The sequence below is a fragment of the Bradyrhizobium sp. WSM4872 genome, assembly GCF_055811715.1.
The window spans coordinates 43,198-58,555 of sequence record NZ_JBVVPT010000009.1 but is presented as its reverse complement, the minus strand read 5'-3'; the positions used below and the strand labels follow the sequence as shown (position 1 = coordinate 58,555).

Sequence of the window (15,358 nt, the reverse complement as noted above, 5' to 3'; positions counted from 1 at the left end):
GCGAGGCGCAATGTTCGGCCGGGGCGAGGCCAGGGTCAACCGCGACAACGGACGTGGCTTTGCAGCCGCCTGTGCCGCGATTGCATGGCGCGACCTATCTCGTCATATGCGCGGTCAGCGGATGGCTGCCGGCATTGCTGAAGAAGGCCGCCTCTTCGGCGGTCGCCTCCAGCAGCTGCTCGTCCTGGCTATAGACGTCGTTGCGGAACTGGACGGTCTGGTCTTTGGTCATCCATGCGGTGAGATAGATCCAGGCCACCGGCACTTTCTTCACCATGGCGACGTCGAGATGCTGGCCGCTGGCGATTTCTGCGTCGATCGCGGCGCGGCTCCATTTCGGCTGGTCCTTCAACAGCCAGGCGGCGAGATCGCGCACATTGTCGACGCGCGAGCAGCCATGGGAATCGAAGCGGTAATCATCGCTGAACAGATTGCGCTGGTTGGTGTCGTGCATGTAGACCGAATAGGAATTCGGCATGTCGATCTTGACCGCGCCGAGCGCGTTGAACGTGCCGTTGTGCTGGCGCACGGTGAAATTCGGCGTGTGCGTGCCCGACCAGTCGACTGAATTCGGGTCGATCGGATTGTCGTGGGCGTCGAGCACCTCCATGTGCATGCGCGACAGATAGGTGGGATCCTTGCGCATATGCGCGGAGATCTCGGTCTTGGCGATTGAGGAGGGCACCGTCCAGGTCGGATTGAGGACGACGCTGCTGATCTGGGCCGTCAGCGTCGGCGAGGGCTTTTCGGTCTTGCCGACGATCACGCGATAACGCCGCACCACGACGTCGTTCTCGACCGCTTCGGCGAAGGCGGCGGGAATGTTGACCACGACATAGCGCTGGCCGAAGCCGAAATTCATGTTCTCGAGCCGCTGCAGCGAAGCTTCCAACTGTCGGATGCGCTTCTGGACCGGCACGTTCATCGCCGCGATCGTACGCGGGGTCATCGTTCCGGTCGGCGCGAGGCCGTGGCGGGCCTGGAAGCGTTTCACGGCGTCGGCAAGATCCTGGTCGAAGGCGCCGCTCGCCTTGTCGGCGGAAAGATCGCCGGAGACGACCAGCCGCTTGCGCAGGAGATCGTCATTGGCGCCCTGGGCGCCGGGCGCGAATTTGGCGTCTGCCGGGATCGCCGGCCAGCCACCGCGCACGGCGAGATCGGAATAGCTCAGCGCCGCATCCTTGATGCGCTGGGCGGAGCCTTCGTCATAGGTCGGCTCGTGCGTCAGCGCGAGCGCCGCGGCCGAGCGGCTCTCTGCCGTCGAAGCGGACACCGGCGCAGCAGTTTTCGGTGCGGCTGCGTGGGCCGGATTGGCGGTGGCCGGCACCGTGCCAGCCGCAGTCGCCGGCTTGGACCCGGCCTGTCCAATGGTCTCGGTCTGTGCAAGCGCGGAGGCGCTCGCAAGCATGCCGACAGCAATGATCATCGCATGGCGTTTCGACATGTGTCCCATCTTCCCCTGAGAGCGAGGCCCGGACAGGCGCTCGCGTCGGCAATTCCGGTCGTCGTGCTGATTCGAGAAATCGGCGGCAGGCTAGCGCCTCCCGGTTGCGGGTCCCTTAAGCACGGCGCATCGCGAGCCCCGCACGTCGGACGGCGGTCTCTGGATTGGGTCGCGACAGGGCCGGAATGGGTTCGCGAAAACGCGGGCGACGGCGGAAAAAATGGACAACAAAAAGGGGCGGTCATGCCGCCCCGAGAAGTCCGCGCGAGCGCGCGGGCCGGATATATCTCGTCCGGGTCTCGTCCAATCCAGCCGCGCCCCGTGACGCGGCGGATTGAACATCGGGCGGAAAGGCGCGAACGCCGATCGGCTCAGGCTTCGTTCGCTGCGATCGATTCCATCAGCGAGACGAGCTGACGCTGCACCGTCTGGTCCTTGATCTTGCTGTAGGCGCGCAGCAGGCGGAGGCTGAAGGCCGAGTCCAGGAAGAGCAGGCTCTCGACTTCACGCGCCTTGTTGTCGCCGTCATAGAAGAAGGTCACGGGCACGTCGAGCGAGGTGGCGATCTGCTGAAGCCGAGCCGCGCCGACGCGATTGACGCCCTTCTCGTATTTCTGAACCTGCTGGAAGCTGACGCCGAGCTTCTCGCCGAGCTCGGCCTGCGAGATCTTCATCTCGACGCGCCGCAAACGGATGCGTTTGCCCAGCTCAATGTCCGGCTTGCCGGCACTGCGCTGCTTCATTCTCTTCGCCGCTGTCTTCATCTTTTTTCTCATCGGTCTTCGGTTGAAAACCCCCCGAAGAGCTGGGTCAGGGGTTCGCCCATATACTCGTCCTTGAATTCATGCGGGTGCACGAACTCTTCCTTAAACCACGGGAAACGCGCCGGATTGAAGGCTTCGATCAGCCAGTCAATCATGTGCCGCACTCTCGGGATCCGGCCGCTACCAGGATGGTAGGACAACCAGATATCCAGCGGTCTGTTCAGCTCGACCTCCAGTGGAATCAACTTCCCGCCAAGCGCAATGGCGTAGCTCGGGAACACGCCTATTCCGGCGCCATTCGCGACCGCCCAGTAGTTGGCGCTCGAGACGTTGGTCTTCATGACCAGAAGGTCACGTTCCGGAACGCCGGGGAAGAAGCTCTCGAAAGTTTGCTTGGCGGCGAGCTGGTCGGCGAACTGCAGCACCAGGCGGTGCTTGATCAACTCCGCTGCCGAGCGCGGCGCGCCATGCTTCGAAATGTATTTCTCGGAGGCCCAGAACATCAGATGCATGCGGCCGAGCCGCACCAGCTTGACGTCGAGCGCCGAAGGCCGCGACAGGTGAATGGCGACGTCGGCCTCGTGGCGGGAGACGTCGGCCGAACGCATCGCGCAATGCAGATCGACCAGGATCTTCGGATAGGTCTGCTGGAATTCGACCAGCCGGGGGGCGAGCCAGAATGTGCCCAGTCCCTCGGTCACGGCGACGCGGACCTCGCCGGACAGGGCATTTGCCGTCGAATCGCTGGTGCGCAGCACGTCGAAGGCAGCTGCCTCCATTTGCTCGACGGCGGAGACCACCAGCGCGCCTTCGTCGGTCAGACGGGTACCGTGGACGTCGCGGGTGAACAGGGTGGTGCCGGTCTGGCGTTCGAAATCATCGATCCGGCGGCGGACGGCGTTGATCGACAGGGACAGACGCTCGGCCGCCGAGCGGAAACTTCCGCATCGGACAACTTCCAGGAAAATGCGCGCTGCATCCCAGTCCGACAGGCCGCTGATGTTTGTCTTTGGGCGTTCCTCCAGAGGAACGCCCCTTTCCGCCAAGGAGTGCATACAAGTCCCTTCGGGTCGCTAAACTGGCAGAATCTGGGGCAAACCACAACCACGGCGGGTTGGGGAACGACGAGTTTTGAACGTCATCCTTACTACGCCGAAGGTGGTATTCGGGTGCTGCCAGCGCTGGAACAAGGCTGGGAAACGGGCAAATGATCGCCCGTATGAGGGGTGTGGCGTGAGTTCCGTTGTGAGCCGTGACATGGCTACGGGATCGTCGGCGCTGTCCGCAATGAACGTCCTTGCGCGAGAGCCGGTGCCGTCTTCCGCGATGGATCAATTGCAGCACGCCAGGCGTTTTACGACTGAGCTTTTTACGATCGGGCGCTTTACTCCTGAGCGTTTGGACGGCTGGCGGCGCGACGCGATACGCGCCGGAACCGCGGTTTCAAGGCAGAAACACACTGAAATCATGTACGGGGGCGCAGCGGCCTCGTGTTATCCTCGATGCTTCATGGGGGCCAAAGAGGTCGTCACAATCACGTCTCACAGGCCGAATTAGCGGAAAGAACGCCGTGTCGCATTCAGACGAACAGTTGCAGTCGGTGCTGGAAACGCTCGAAGAGTGCCGCAGGGTGCTGAACGAGAGCAACAGCCGCGAGTCGGCCGAGCTGCTGTCCATTGTCATCCTGGACGTGAGGATGAAACTCAAAGGAATTGACAGTGCCGATCTCAAGGCACTGTGCGACGAAATGCTGCGGACCGCCACGAACGAACCGCAGCCCCCCTCCAAGCAGACGCAGGACCAGCCCCGGCGTCCGCTGCTCCGCGTGGTGAAGTAGCCGCGCCGCCGAGTTTCGCTTTTTGGCGAGATTTGTGCGTGTCCCGGTGCCGCATCTGTGATCACAGACGGCATCGGGAGGAGCCCTGGTTTTGTGCGCCTCTGTTGCGCATTCGCTGACATCGGCTACACCAGAGCCGGTTCGGCTCCGGGCCGCGCGCATTCCCCGCGCGCCGCACCGGCGCCTGAGATGGCTCCGACTGCATCATGCAAAATGTTTCGATCCCGGCGGCGCTGATTGCCGGCCTCGTCAGCTTCCTCTCCCCTTGCGTCCTGCCGCTGGTCCCGCCCTACCTGATCTATCTGACGGGCGCGACGATCGAGCATGTCGAAAGCGAAGAGCCCGCATCGGCCTCCAAACGCGCGATCATGATGTCGGCGCTCCTGTTCGTGCTCGGCTTCTCCACGGTATTCGTGGCGCTCGGCGCCAGCGCCTCGCTGATCGGCGGGCTGATCCGCGCCTGGTCGGCCGAACTCTCGATCCTCGCCGGCATCGTCATCATCGTCATGGGCCTCCACTTCCTCGGCCTGACGCGCATCGGCCTGTTGATGCGCGAGGGACGCTTGACCGCGCCCAAGCCGGTCGGCCTCTGGGGCGCTTATGTGATGGGGCTGGCCTTTGCCTTTGGCTGGACGCCCTGCATCGGTCCGATCCTCGCCGCGATCCTCTCGGTCGCCGCGGCCGAAGCGACGGTGACCAGGGGCGCCGGCCTGCTCGCGGTCTATTCGGCCGGCCTCGGCATTCCCTTCCTGATCGCCGCCCTCATGATCGAGCAGTTTTCCACCCTGTTCGCGCGCATGAAGGGCCATCTCGTCAATGTCGAGCGCGCCATGGGCGTTCTGATGGTGATCACCGGCATTGGATTTCTCACCGGCGCGGTCTCGAATGTGAGCATCTGGCTGCTCGAGACGTTCCCGGCGTTGCAGACGATCGGTTAGGCGTCCGCCGCAAACCGCGCCAGCGCCTCGCGGTCGATCTCGATGCCGAGGCCCGGCCCCTCGGGCACCCGCACGACGCCTCTCTCATGCTCGATCGGCTCCTTCAAAATCGCCTGCCGGATCGGATGTTCGGTGCGGTCGAACTCGAGCATCGGGTCGAGCGACGACAGCGAAGTCGGCGTGTGCGAGGGCAGCACGGCGAGCAGCTGGAGCGAGGCGGCGATCGCAATCCCGGTGCCCCAGACGTGCGGATTGTAGCGGATGCCGAACGCCTCGCTCATGTCGGCGATCTTCTTGCATTCACTCAAGCCACCCGCCGCGCAGGTGTCGGGCTGGGCGATGTCGAGCGCATGCGAGACGAACAGCTCACGGAAGCCGAAGCGCGTGAATTCGCACTCGCCGCCGGCGACCGGAATCGTGAGCGCGGATTTCACCGCGCGATAACCCGCGACGTCCTCCGGCGGCACCGGCTCCTCGAACCATCCGATGTCATGGCGCTCGATCAGGCGGCCGAGCCGGATCGCCGCTACAGCGTCATAGGCGTGGTTCGCATCGACCATCAGCGCGACATCGGGGCCGATCGCCTCGCGCACCGCGCGGGTGACTGCGGCATCCTCCGCGATGCCGAAACCGACCTTCAGCTTCACGGCGCGGAATCCCTCGGCGGCATAACCGGCCGCTTCTTCCGGCAGATATTCGAGCGGATCGCCTGACTTGCGCCGGTAGAGACCGGTCGCATAGGCCGCAACCTCCTTGCGCGCGGCGCCGCCGAGCAGCTGGTGCGCGGGCACGCCAAAATGCTTGCCCTTGATGTCCCACAATGCGATGTCGATGCCGCTCATCCCCTGGATCACGACGCCCTTCTGGCCGTGATCGCGCAAGCGCGCGTAGACCATCTGCCACAGCACGTCGGTGCGCAACGGATCCTCGCCGATCAGCCACGGCGCGATACTCTGCACCACCGCGGCCGTGATACGTGCCGGACCGTAGCATTCGCCCCAGCCGACAAGGCCGTTATCGGTCTCGATCTCGACCAGCATCGCGGTGCGCGTGTCGTACCAGGCGCGCGAATAGGCGAAGGGCTGCGACAGCTTTGCTTCGAGAATGTGCGTGCGAATCCTTGTGATCTTCATTGCCGGCCTCCGTTCATCGCACCTCGTCCAGCGCGCAAATCACCGTGCAGACCACGCCGCGCGGCAGGAAGTCGACCGTTGCCTCGCCGCCGAGCTGGTCGCGCGCGCTGCGCTCGATCAGGCGTGAGCCGAAGCCGCGTTGCACCGGCGCCGTCACCGGCGGTCCGCCGATCTCGGTCCAGATCAGGCGCAGCCGCGGCTTCGGCGCGTCGGCGATGACCCCCCACTCGAGCGTCACCCGGCCGGTCTCGTTGGACAGGGCGCCGTATTTCGCAGCGTTGGTGGCGATCTCGTGCACGATCATCGACAGCACCACGGCGAGCCGCGGCGACAGCGGCACCGCGGCTCCGGCCATGCGGATGCGCTCTGGATTGTTCAGCAGGAACGGCTGGAGCGCGCGGGCGATCACGTCCCGCAGCTCGGAGCCCGCCCATTTCTCCTGGCTCAACAAATTATGCGCCTCGGCCAGCGCGCCGAGCCGACCCTCGAATTTTGCCCGCTCGTCCCGGCTGGCGCTGCGGAAGGTCTGCACCGCGATTGCCTGCATCAAGGCGAGCGTGTTCTTGACGCGATGGTTGAGCTCATCGATCAGGAGATCGTGCAGCATCTCGCCGCGCGCGATCGTGGTTGCCATCCTGACCGCGAAGGTCAGACCGGTCAGCAGCAGGATGCCGCCGATCAGGCTGGTGATCGCGATGTTGCGCCAGAGCGGAGCGATCAGCGAGCTCTCGGCGACGCCGGCCACGATGGTCCAGCCGGTCAGCCGCGACCTCGTATAGACGGTGGACAACGCGACGCCGTCGAGTGAAACGGTCGAGAGTGCGGCCTCCGGCGTGCGCAACATACTCTCATATAGTGCGCCGGTAGCCCGTTTGCCGAAGATCTCCGTAGGGTTCGGCGTGCGCGCGAACACGATGGCCTTGGTGTCGAGCAGGGAAACCGTCCAATCCCGGTCGGGCCGTTGCTTCTCGACCAAATCCTGAAAGATGCTGACCGGCGGGCTGAAGCAGAGGTCGTAGATCACTTCGCCGTCGCGGACCACCGGAACTTCGACCGTGAGCACCGGCCGCCCGTTGATCGCGCCGGTGAACAGATCGGAATATTGCGGTGACCTGGTCGCAAACACCTTCTCGATGATCTCCAGATGACCGCGTGGCGCCAGGCTTGCGGTGTCCTCGGTCGCGGAGGAGAACAGCGGTCGGCCCTTGCGATCGGAGATTAGCACCAGGCCGCCCTTGCCGTACTGATCGACGAAGCCGAGGGCGATGCGCCGAAAATTCTGGAAGTCGTCGTCGCGCAGCGAATTTGTCAGCGCAAGCACTTGCAGGCCGCCGGTCATCCGCTGCACCTCGGAGTCCAGCACGAGGCGCATGCTGCGCACGTTCTCCAGCACGCGGCGGGTCGCGTCGTTGCGGTCCTGCTTGTAATTGTAGACGGCAATCCCGACCGCGAAGACGATCAGCGGCAACATCGTTCCCGTCACCAGAAGAGCGAGCCGGACCGGCAGGGTGAGCTTTGACAAACGCAGGCGTCCCGGTTCCAGCGCAGGGGAGCGCCGGATTTATGATTTTGGGAGACCATAGGGGCGGGACTTGCGCTGCGCCATAATTTTTCGCGTCCGGACGAGCCGCCCAGGGACGAGATTTTGCAGTGCCGTCCGCGGCGCCGCCTCAGCTCATGCTGATTGCGGTCAGTAGGAGACACATGGCGTACACGGCCGCCAGGCTGAGCCCGGCGATCCGGGCCTCTCGATACGATTTCATAATTTCAACTCCCAGAGAGGGAGGCCGCCTTCAGCGGCCCCCGTACGCCTGGATCAATCAATTTCCTGGACGACCGTGCGCGAACCAGGATCGACGAGCATCACGCGATCGCCGGAGTAGACGTAGCGATACTTGGTCAGCGACGGACCCCAGTCTGCCGGAACGGCCTCGAGTTCGACGTCGCTCGGCACCGCCGCACCGACAACGATCTTTTCCTTCGTCGTCACCGGGCGGACGCGGTGCTCGGTGACGTAGGATTTGATCTTGGTTCGGTATTGCGGCTCGATCTGAACGGCCGCCGCGTGGCCCGTCCCGGTCGTCGTCACGACGGTCGATTGCGCGAAAGCACCGGTCGAAATCAGGACCGCGGCGGCGGAAAGCAGGAACAACTTCTTCATCTCGTTCTCCTCGTTTGAATATGCGCCGCAACAACCCCTCATCGCCGACAGCGTTCCCGGCACTGGGAACCAATTGCCGCTTTTTCCCGTTTGTAGCTCACCGGGCTAAACGGCTCGGGTTCTGGAGGAGGACGACTAATGAAGTTGAAGATAGTAACTGCAGCACTGATGCTTGCCGCAATATCCCTGCCGGCATTCGCCGCCGACGAGTTCTACGTCGTGCAGGACGTCAAGACCAAGAAATGCACGATCGTCGACAAGAAGCCGACTGACACGTCCATGACCGTCGTGAGCCCGTCGGGCACGATCTACAAGTCGCGCACCGAGGCTGAAAGCGGCATGAAGACCGTCAAGGTCTGCACGTCCAACTGAGGAGGATGACAAATGCCAGTTCTGATTCTCTGGGCCGTGCCGGCCGTACTGGTGATCGGCGGCGGCATCTATCTGATCGGCCATTTGCATTAAAGCACAGTAGAAGGCGAGCGGGTCTGCGCGTGCAGCGCACAGGTCCGCAAGCCGTCTGCTACGAGAGGAGGGGGGCGCCCCTCGGCCCGCCACGCGTCGCCAGGAGCGCAAGTTGCAGTGCAGCAGTTCGCGAAAGGGGCGCCCTGCGACGAAGAGGATCTCCCGCGCACACGAAATGACTTCCGTCCCGCCGACGTTTTTCATACGCTTCCCACTCGCAAGCCGCATACCGGCTGCGCTCACGGCCCGGCGACAGGGCCGGAGCATCAAAGGGAGGGGAGACGATGAAGCGAAGATCATTTCTCGCTGGGCTCGGCGCGACCACTGCGGCGGCTGCGATTGGCATGCCGTCGATCCTCAGGGCACAGTCGCCGATCACGCTGAACGGCGCGGTCCAGTTCAACGACGACCACGCCTTCAACCGGGCATTGCTCCGGTTCGAAGAGCTGGTGAAGAAGTATTACGGCAAGCCCGTCAACTTCACGCTGCACAGGAACTCCTCGCTCGGCCTCGAAAAGCAGTATTTCGAGTACATGTCGCAGGGCAAAGCCGTCGATTACGGCATCGTCTCGCCGGCTCACATGTCGACCTTCGCCAAGGCGGCCCCGTTCATCGACGCGCCCTTCGTGTTCAAGGGCATCGAACACATGAACAAGGTCGTCGAAGCCAATATCCTGGCGCCGATCGCTGACGAAGTCGCGGCCAAGGCCGAGGTCGTTCTGATCGGCTATTCCGGCGGTGGCATCCGCAACATCTTCGCCAACAAGCCGCTCAAGAATCTTGCCGACCTTAGGGGACTCAAGGTGCGCGTACAGGGCGCGCCGATCTGGTCTAAGACCTTTGCGGCCGTGGGCATGAGCCCGACGGTGATCGCCTATAACGAAATCTACAACGCGATCCAGAACGGCGTGATAGCGGCCGGGGAGAACGAGGCGGCCGGCGTCGAGGCGATGAAGTTCTACGAAGTGGCTCCGCATCTCAACCTGACCCAGCACGCCGTGTCGATCCGGCCGATCTGTTTCTCGGTGAAGACGCTGAAGACCCTGCCGAAGGAGTTGCAGGACGCGATCATGAAAGCCGGCAAGGAGGCCGGCGACTACGGCCGTCAGCTGGAGTCGAGCGAGGAGGTCGTCAAGCTCGACACGCTGGAGAAGGCGGGCAAGCTCAAGCGCGTTCCCTTCGAAGAGCGCGACGCCATGAAGAAGCTCGCCGATCCCGTGATGGCCACCTACGCCAAGGAAATCGGCGCGGAAGGCATTTTCGAGAAGATCAACGTCGTCTGAGAACTGTCGCCGCCCACGCGACCGGACGTCGGGGCAAGCCGGACGGCTTGCCCCATTGCGTGATTGTGATCCCCCGGAGTCGTAATGACCGAAATATCGATGCCACCGAACCCGTCGCCATGGCGCCGAGCAACGACGGCCTACGCAAAATTGCTGGAAATCCTGCTCGCCGCCTCTGTCGGCATTCTGGTCATTCCGGTCACGTTGCAGATCATCTCGCGCTACACGCCTTTGATTCCGTCCTACATCTGGACCGAAGAGATGGCGCGGTTCATGTTCATCTGGACGATCATGATCGGCGCCATGGTCGGCATCAGGGAGTCGCAGCATTTCGAAGTCGACGTCTGGCCTGACCTGTCACGCCGAAGCGAAGCCATGGTGCGGATTCTCGCGCGGCTCGGCGTGCTGGCGCTGGCGCTGGTGTTCGTATCCGCCGGCATCGAGTTCACCCGCTTTGCCTGGAACAGAACTTCGGAGCTGGCCGATCTGCCGCTTTGGCTGATCCACGTCGCCTGGCCGGTTGCCGGCGTGACCTGGATCGTGTTCGCCGGTGAGCAGATTGTCGACGAGTTGCGGATTCTGGTTGGGGCAAATCAATGAGCGGCAATGTTCTTTCTGCCGGACAGGCCGCAATGGTCCTGTTCGGGACTTTCGTTGGCCTGCTCATCATACGCGTCCCGGTCGCCTTCGCGCTTGGCCTTGCCTGCGTGCCGATCCTGCTGATCGAGCCGCATCTGTCGCTGATGACGCTCGCGCAGGAAACCTTCAACGCCTACAATTCGTTCATCCTGCTGGCGGTGCCGTTCTTCCTGCTCACCGCCAATCTGATGAGCATCGGCGGCATCACCGACCGGCTGGTGGCGCTGTCCCGCTCGATGGTCGGACACTGGCCGGGGTCGCTGGCGCAGATCAACGTGGTGCTGTCGGTGTTCTTTGCCGGCATCTCCGGCTCCTCCACCGCGGACGCGGCGAGCCAGTCCAAGATCTTCATCGATGCCCAGACCAAGGAGGGTTACGACCTCTCGTTCTCCATCGCCATCACCGCGGTCTCGGCCGTCCTTGCCGTCGTCATCCCGCCCTCGATCCTGATGATCGTGTGGGGTGGACTGATCTCCACCTCGATCGCTGCGATGTATCTCGCGGGCATCGTGCCGGGATTGCTGATCGCCGGCGCGCAGATGGCGACAGTGCATATCTATGCCGTGCGACGAGGTTACCCGACCTATCCGAAGGACACCTGGAGGGAGATGTGCTGCGCCATCTGGCGCTCGATACCGGCGCTGCTGACGCCGTTCATCATCGTCGGCGGCATCCTGCTGGGGTGGTTCACCGCGACCGAATCCGCCTGCGTCGCGGTGCTTTATTCCGTGGCGCTGTCGACGTTCTTCTACCGTGAAACCGGCGCGCGCGAACTCTACAAGGCTTTGCTCGACACCGGGCGCCTGGCCGGCGTCGCGCTGTTCTGCGTGGGCACCGCGAGCGCGTTCGGCTGGCTGCTGGCTTACTACAGGATTCCGCAGGAACTGCTGGCCAACGTCTCGACCTGGGGCATGGGCGCGATCGGGGCCGGCTTCTTCATCGCGCTCTGCTTTCTGGTGGTGGGCTGCTTCCTCGACGCCATTCCGGCGATCATCATCGTCGGCACCGTTCTCGAACCCCTGGCGAAATCAGTCGACCTCCATCCGGTCCAGTTCGCGATCATCTCCATCATATCGCTGGCCTTCGGGTTGGTGACGCCCCCTTATGGCCTGTGCTTGATGATCGCCTGCTCGATCGCGGGGGTGCGGCTGCGCTATGCCCTGAAGGACACGGTGATCATGCTGATTCCGATGCTGCTCGTGCTGGCGGCCGTCATCGTCTGGCCGAGCGTGTCGCTGTTCCTGCCGCGTCTGATCGTGCCGGAGATGTTGAAATGAGCAGGGGTTGATCCCGCGGCTCTGATGCCGCGGGATCGGTCCAATTTTCCTACAGATTGCTCTCGGTGATCGCGGCGTAGACCATGCTGCGCAGCTCGCGCCGGAGCGGGTAGGCGCTCGACGGCAGCACCTGCGTCATGAAAATGGTGATCAGCTCTTCGGCCGGGTCGATCCAGAACGACGTCGTGGCCGCGCCGCCCCAATTGTATTCACCGGGGCTGCCGGCGACCAGTGTCTCGGCCGGGCGCATGGTCACGGCGAAGCCGAGTCCGAAGCCAATGCCGTTATAGGTCGCTTCGGAGAACAGCGAGCGCGACACCTCGGGGAGGAAGCGGCCGCCCGGAATGTGGTTGGTCGTCATCAGCGCCAGCGTCTTCGGCCCGATCAACCTGACGCCGCCGAGTTCGCCGCCATTGAGCAGCGCACGGCAGAAGGTGAGATAGTCGGCCGTCGTCGAGCACAGCCCGCCGCCACCCGAGATCAAGGACGGCGGCGACAGGAACGAGCTCTTGGTTGGATCGTCCTGCAGGGTCAGGCCCTCGCGCCGCTGGCCGGCATGGAAGGTCATGCCGCCACCCGGGTCGGCCGAGTAACAGGCGGCGAACCGGTGGGCCTTGGAAGCCGGCACGTGGAAATCAGTGTCGGTCATGCCGAGTGGATCGAGGATGCGTTGTTTCAGGAACTGCTCGAAGGGTATGCCGGAGATCTTGCCGACGAGGTAGCCGAGCACGTCGGTCGAGACGGAGTAGTTCCAGGCCTCGCCCGGCGAGAACTCCAGCGGAATTTTCGCAAGGCTCTCGATCATGGTCTGGAGCGTGCCTGATTTCTCGACCTCGCCGATCTTTTCAGCGCGATAGGCAGCGTCGACGTTCGAACGCTGCTGGAAGCCGTAGGTGAGGCCGGAGGTGTGGCGCAGCAGGTCGACGATCAGCATCGGCCGCGACGGCGGACGGGTCAGGAAGGACGGCGCAGTGCCGGCGACGAACACGCCGAGATCCTTCCATTCCGGAATGTACTTGGCGACGGGCTCGTCGATCGCGACGAGGCCTTGCTCGACCAGCATCATGAAGGCGACGCTGGTGAGCGGCTTGGTCATGGAATAGATGCGGTAGATGGTGTCGTCCTTGACCGGCAGCTTGCGCTCGACGTCGGCAAAACCCTGCACCGAGCTGTGGGCTATCTTGCCACGGCGAAAGACCAGGAGATGCGTGCCTGGGAAGCGGCCGGCATCGATGTACCGGCTCTTCAGATGCGCATCGACGCGGTCGAGCGCGGCCTTGGACATGCCCACGGATTCGGGCGAGGCGGGGGTGGGGGCGAGCATCAGTTCCTCCGGGCAGTTTTGTCCGACGTTGATAGCCGAAAAGGCGGTCTCATTCCAAGCCGGTCGCGCTTAACGCCGGCCGGCTGTTTGGTGTAGGCTTCACCTTGGAACGCCTCCAAGCAGCCCAACAGATCCCCAACGGGCCAATGAGAAAACGCAGGCAAACGCACCATGACCCAGTTCAACGAAACCGAACTCACCGAAGCCGTCGTCCGGAGCTTTGACCAGACACCTGACCCGCGCGCGAAATTCCTGCTCCAGGAACTGGTGAAGTCGCTGCACGATTACGTGAGCAAGACCGGCCTCACCTTCGAGGAGTGGGAATACGCCATCGATTTCCTGACCCGCACCGGCCAGAAATGCACGGACACCCGGCAGGAATTCATCCTCCTGTCCGACGTGCTCGGCGTCTCCATGCTGGTCGACGCGGTCAACCATCGCGAGCGCGAGGGCGCCACCCAGACCACCGTGCTCGGGCCGTTCTATGTCGGCGAGCACAAGGTGACGGCGCACGGCACCGACATCTCTCCGAACAATCAAACCGGAGAACGGATGTTCGTGCAGAGCCGTGTTACTGATCTCAATGGCAAGCCGCTCGCGAATGTCCCCGTCGACGTCTGGCATGCCGACGATGATGGCTTCTACGACTCGCAGAAGCCGAACTATGACGAGGTCGGCGCCTCGGCGCGGGCGCGCTTCATCACCGATAGCGATGGCCGCTTCTTCTTCCGCACCATCTTGCCGTGCAGCTACCCGATTCCGACCGATGGTCCGGTCGGCGAGATGATCGTGCAGACCAACCGCCACCCGATGCGCCCGGCGCATGTGCATTTCCTGGTCAATGCCAAGGGCTACGAGCCGCTGATCACCCACGTCTTCATGGATGGCGACAAATATCTGGATTCCGACGTGGTGTTCGGCGTGAAGGACGATCTCGTCGCGAAGGTCGAGCCGCGCAGCGACCCGGAGATGCCCGACGGCACCAAGGCGAACGGGCAGTGGCACCTGATGAGTTACGAATTCCATCTCAAGCCCGGCGGCGGCATGGCGCCGAAACCGCTCGGAGTGAAGGCGGCGGAGCCGGCCTGACGCATCGCGGACGGGCGTACTTCAGCGCCCGATAAAGGCCGCGAGTTCGTCAGGTGCCCCCGTTGGAAAGGCTTCCTTGATGAAGTCGAGGAAGGCGGATACGCGCGCGCTCAGCAGCCGGCGCGATGGATAGAGCGTCCACAATGCGATCTCCGGTCCGTCGATGTCGCCCCAAAGCACCAGCGTGCCGGCAGCCAGGTCTTGACTGACCAGTGATACCGGAAGGCGTGCGGCGCCGACGCCCGCCCGGACCGCATCGCGGACCATGACGAGCGATGACAGGCGAAGGACCGGATCAATCGCGATGCGCGACCTTCCGCTTGGCATCGTGACTTCCCAGCTGGTCAGCTGGTCGCCCGGTCCGCGCATGACAGCCGGCATAGCGATACCGTCCCGCGGTCGTTTCAGATTCGGGCTTGCCACCACCACCAGCCTATCGCGCAGAAAGATTCGTCCGACAAGGCTGTCATCCGGATCGGGATTGACCCGAATGACGAGGTCGTACCCTTCCTCCACCATGTCGACGGAGCGGTCTTCCGTCGTGACCTCGAGACGGACCTCCGGGTATCTGCGTGCGAACCCGGCCGCGAGGTTTCCCATCGCAGTCTGCGAGAACAGCATAGGCGCGCTGATCCGCAAGCGCCCCCGCGGACTGTCCCCACCCGAAGCGATCGCTGCCGCCGTCTCGTCGAGCTCGGTGAGCAGGGCCCCCGTCCGCTCGTAAAGGGCGCGTCCTTCCTCCGTGAGTTTCAAGGCCCGCGCGCCACGCTCGAACAGGCGCAGGTCGAGGGCCGCTTCCAGCTCGGCGACCCGCCGGGACAGGGTGGCTTTCGGGCGGCCGGCGGCCCGTGCGGCCCGTCCGAACCCGCCGTGCCGGGCGACGAGATTGAAATCGGTGAGTGCCAGCAGGTCCATCGTTCCACCAGTGAGACAGTATGTCCAGATATAGCGGCTATCGGTTCGTTTGTGGATCACTAATTTCCGGGGTGTCTTCTGACCCAAAC

General features: G+C 63.5%; 15 protein-coding genes. 7 read left to right on the top strand and 8 right to left on the bottom strand.

Annotation, left to right across the window (positions count from 1 at the left end):
- Positions 1-94 precede the first annotated feature (94 nt).
- The 3 genes from AC0L3C_RS14925 to AC0L3C_RS14915 all read right to left on the bottom strand — a co-directional run bounded on the left by AC0L3C_RS14925 (position 95) and on the right by AC0L3C_RS14915 (position 3,263).
- Positions 95-1,444 carry a L,D-transpeptidase family protein gene (locus AC0L3C_RS14925; RefSeq protein ID WP_473281255.1) on the bottom strand — a complete coding sequence of 450 codons (1,350 nt, stop codon included), beginning with the start codon at positions 1,442-1,444 and terminating at the stop codon, positions 95-97.
- Between the two features lie 371 nt (positions 1,445-1,815).
- A complete protein-coding gene (locus AC0L3C_RS14920; RefSeq protein ID WP_211382658.1) occupies positions 1,816-2,187 on the bottom strand; it encodes a helix-turn-helix domain-containing protein in 372 nt (123 codons plus the stop codon).
- A 29-nt stretch (positions 2,188-2,216) separates the two neighbouring features.
- Positions 2,217-3,263 carry a LysR family transcriptional regulator gene (locus AC0L3C_RS14915; RefSeq protein WP_473263498.1) on the bottom strand — a complete coding sequence of 349 codons (1,047 nt, stop codon included), beginning with the start codon at positions 3,261-3,263 and terminating at the stop codon, positions 2,217-2,219.
- A gap of 515 nt (positions 3,264-3,778) precedes the next feature.
- Here AC0L3C_RS14915 and AC0L3C_RS14910 point away from each other — a divergent pair.
- Positions 3,779-4,045 carry a hypothetical protein gene (locus AC0L3C_RS14910; protein WP_007593979.1) on the top strand — a complete coding sequence of 89 codons (267 nt, stop codon included), beginning with the start codon at positions 3,779-3,781 and terminating at the stop codon, positions 4,043-4,045.
- Between the two features lie 206 nt (positions 4,046-4,251).
- The gene (locus AC0L3C_RS14905) at positions 4,252-4,983 is read left to right on the top strand and encodes a cytochrome c biogenesis CcdA family protein (RefSeq protein ID WP_473263499.1); all 732 of its coding nucleotides are present in this window, start codon (positions 4,252-4,254) and stop codon (positions 4,981-4,983) included.
- On the opposite strand, the gene AC0L3C_RS14900 is transcribed toward AC0L3C_RS14905, so the two are convergent.
- The 3 genes from AC0L3C_RS14900 to AC0L3C_RS14890 all read right to left on the bottom strand — a co-directional run bounded on the left by AC0L3C_RS14900 (position 4,980) and on the right by AC0L3C_RS14890 (position 8,277).
- Positions 4,980-6,116: a mandelate racemase/muconate lactonizing enzyme family protein gene (locus AC0L3C_RS14900; protein ID WP_473408335.1), complete on the bottom strand. Its 1,137-nt coding sequence runs from the start codon at positions 6,114-6,116 to the stop codon at positions 4,980-4,982. The genes AC0L3C_RS14905 and AC0L3C_RS14900 overlap by 4 nt on opposite strands.
- Positions 6,117-6,129: 13 nt before the next feature.
- Complete coding sequence (locus AC0L3C_RS14895) at positions 6,130-7,587, bottom strand: sensor histidine kinase (protein WP_473408425.1); 1,458 nt, start codon at positions 7,585-7,587, stop codon at positions 6,130-6,132.
- Between the two features lie 345 nt (positions 7,588-7,932).
- Complete coding sequence (locus AC0L3C_RS14890; protein ID WP_085362447.1) at positions 7,933-8,277, bottom strand: DUF1236 domain-containing protein; 345 nt, start codon at positions 8,275-8,277, stop codon at positions 7,933-7,935.
- Between the two features lie 138 nt (positions 8,278-8,415).
- Between AC0L3C_RS14890 and AC0L3C_RS14885 the strand changes: the two genes are divergently transcribed.
- The 4 genes from AC0L3C_RS14885 to AC0L3C_RS14870 all read left to right on the top strand — a co-directional run bounded on the left by AC0L3C_RS14885 (position 8,416) and on the right by AC0L3C_RS14870 (position 11,941).
- Positions 8,416-8,649, top strand: coding sequence for a hypothetical protein (locus tag AC0L3C_RS14885; RefSeq protein WP_007607722.1), 234 nt, complete (start codon positions 8,416-8,418; stop codon positions 8,647-8,649).
- Positions 8,650-9,026: 377 nt separating this feature from the next.
- Complete coding sequence (locus tag AC0L3C_RS14880; protein ID WP_473408334.1) at positions 9,027-10,025, top strand: TRAP transporter substrate-binding protein; 999 nt, start codon at positions 9,027-9,029, stop codon at positions 10,023-10,025.
- An 84-nt stretch (positions 10,026-10,109) separates the two neighbouring features.
- A complete protein-coding gene (locus AC0L3C_RS14875; protein WP_473408333.1) occupies positions 10,110-10,625 on the top strand; it encodes a TRAP transporter small permease in 516 nt (171 codons plus the stop codon).
- Complete coding sequence (locus AC0L3C_RS14870; RefSeq protein WP_473263504.1) at positions 10,622-11,941, top strand: TRAP transporter large permease; 1,320 nt, start codon at positions 10,622-10,624, stop codon at positions 11,939-11,941. The genes AC0L3C_RS14875 and AC0L3C_RS14870 overlap by 4 nt, the downstream gene beginning before the upstream one ends.
- Before the next feature lie 49 nt (positions 11,942-11,990).
- On the opposite strand, the gene AC0L3C_RS14865 is transcribed toward AC0L3C_RS14870, so the two are convergent.
- Positions 11,991-13,265, bottom strand: coding sequence for a serine hydrolase domain-containing protein (locus AC0L3C_RS14865; protein WP_473408332.1), 1,275 nt, complete (start codon positions 13,263-13,265; stop codon positions 11,991-11,993).
- Positions 13,266-13,436: 171 nt separating this feature from the next.
- Here AC0L3C_RS14865 and AC0L3C_RS14860 point away from each other — a divergent pair, with 171 nt between their 5' ends.
- Positions 13,437-14,354, top strand: coding sequence for an intradiol ring-cleavage dioxygenase (locus AC0L3C_RS14860; RefSeq protein WP_473408331.1), 918 nt, complete (start codon positions 13,437-13,439; stop codon positions 14,352-14,354).
- A gap of 21 nt (positions 14,355-14,375) precedes the next feature.
- Here the strand turns inward: AC0L3C_RS14860 and AC0L3C_RS14855 are convergent, their stop codons facing one another.
- Positions 14,376-15,269 carry a LysR family transcriptional regulator gene (locus AC0L3C_RS14855; RefSeq protein WP_473408330.1) on the bottom strand — a complete coding sequence of 298 codons (894 nt, stop codon included), beginning with the start codon at positions 15,267-15,269 and terminating at the stop codon, positions 14,376-14,378.
- Positions 15,270-15,358: the final 89 nt, after the last annotated feature.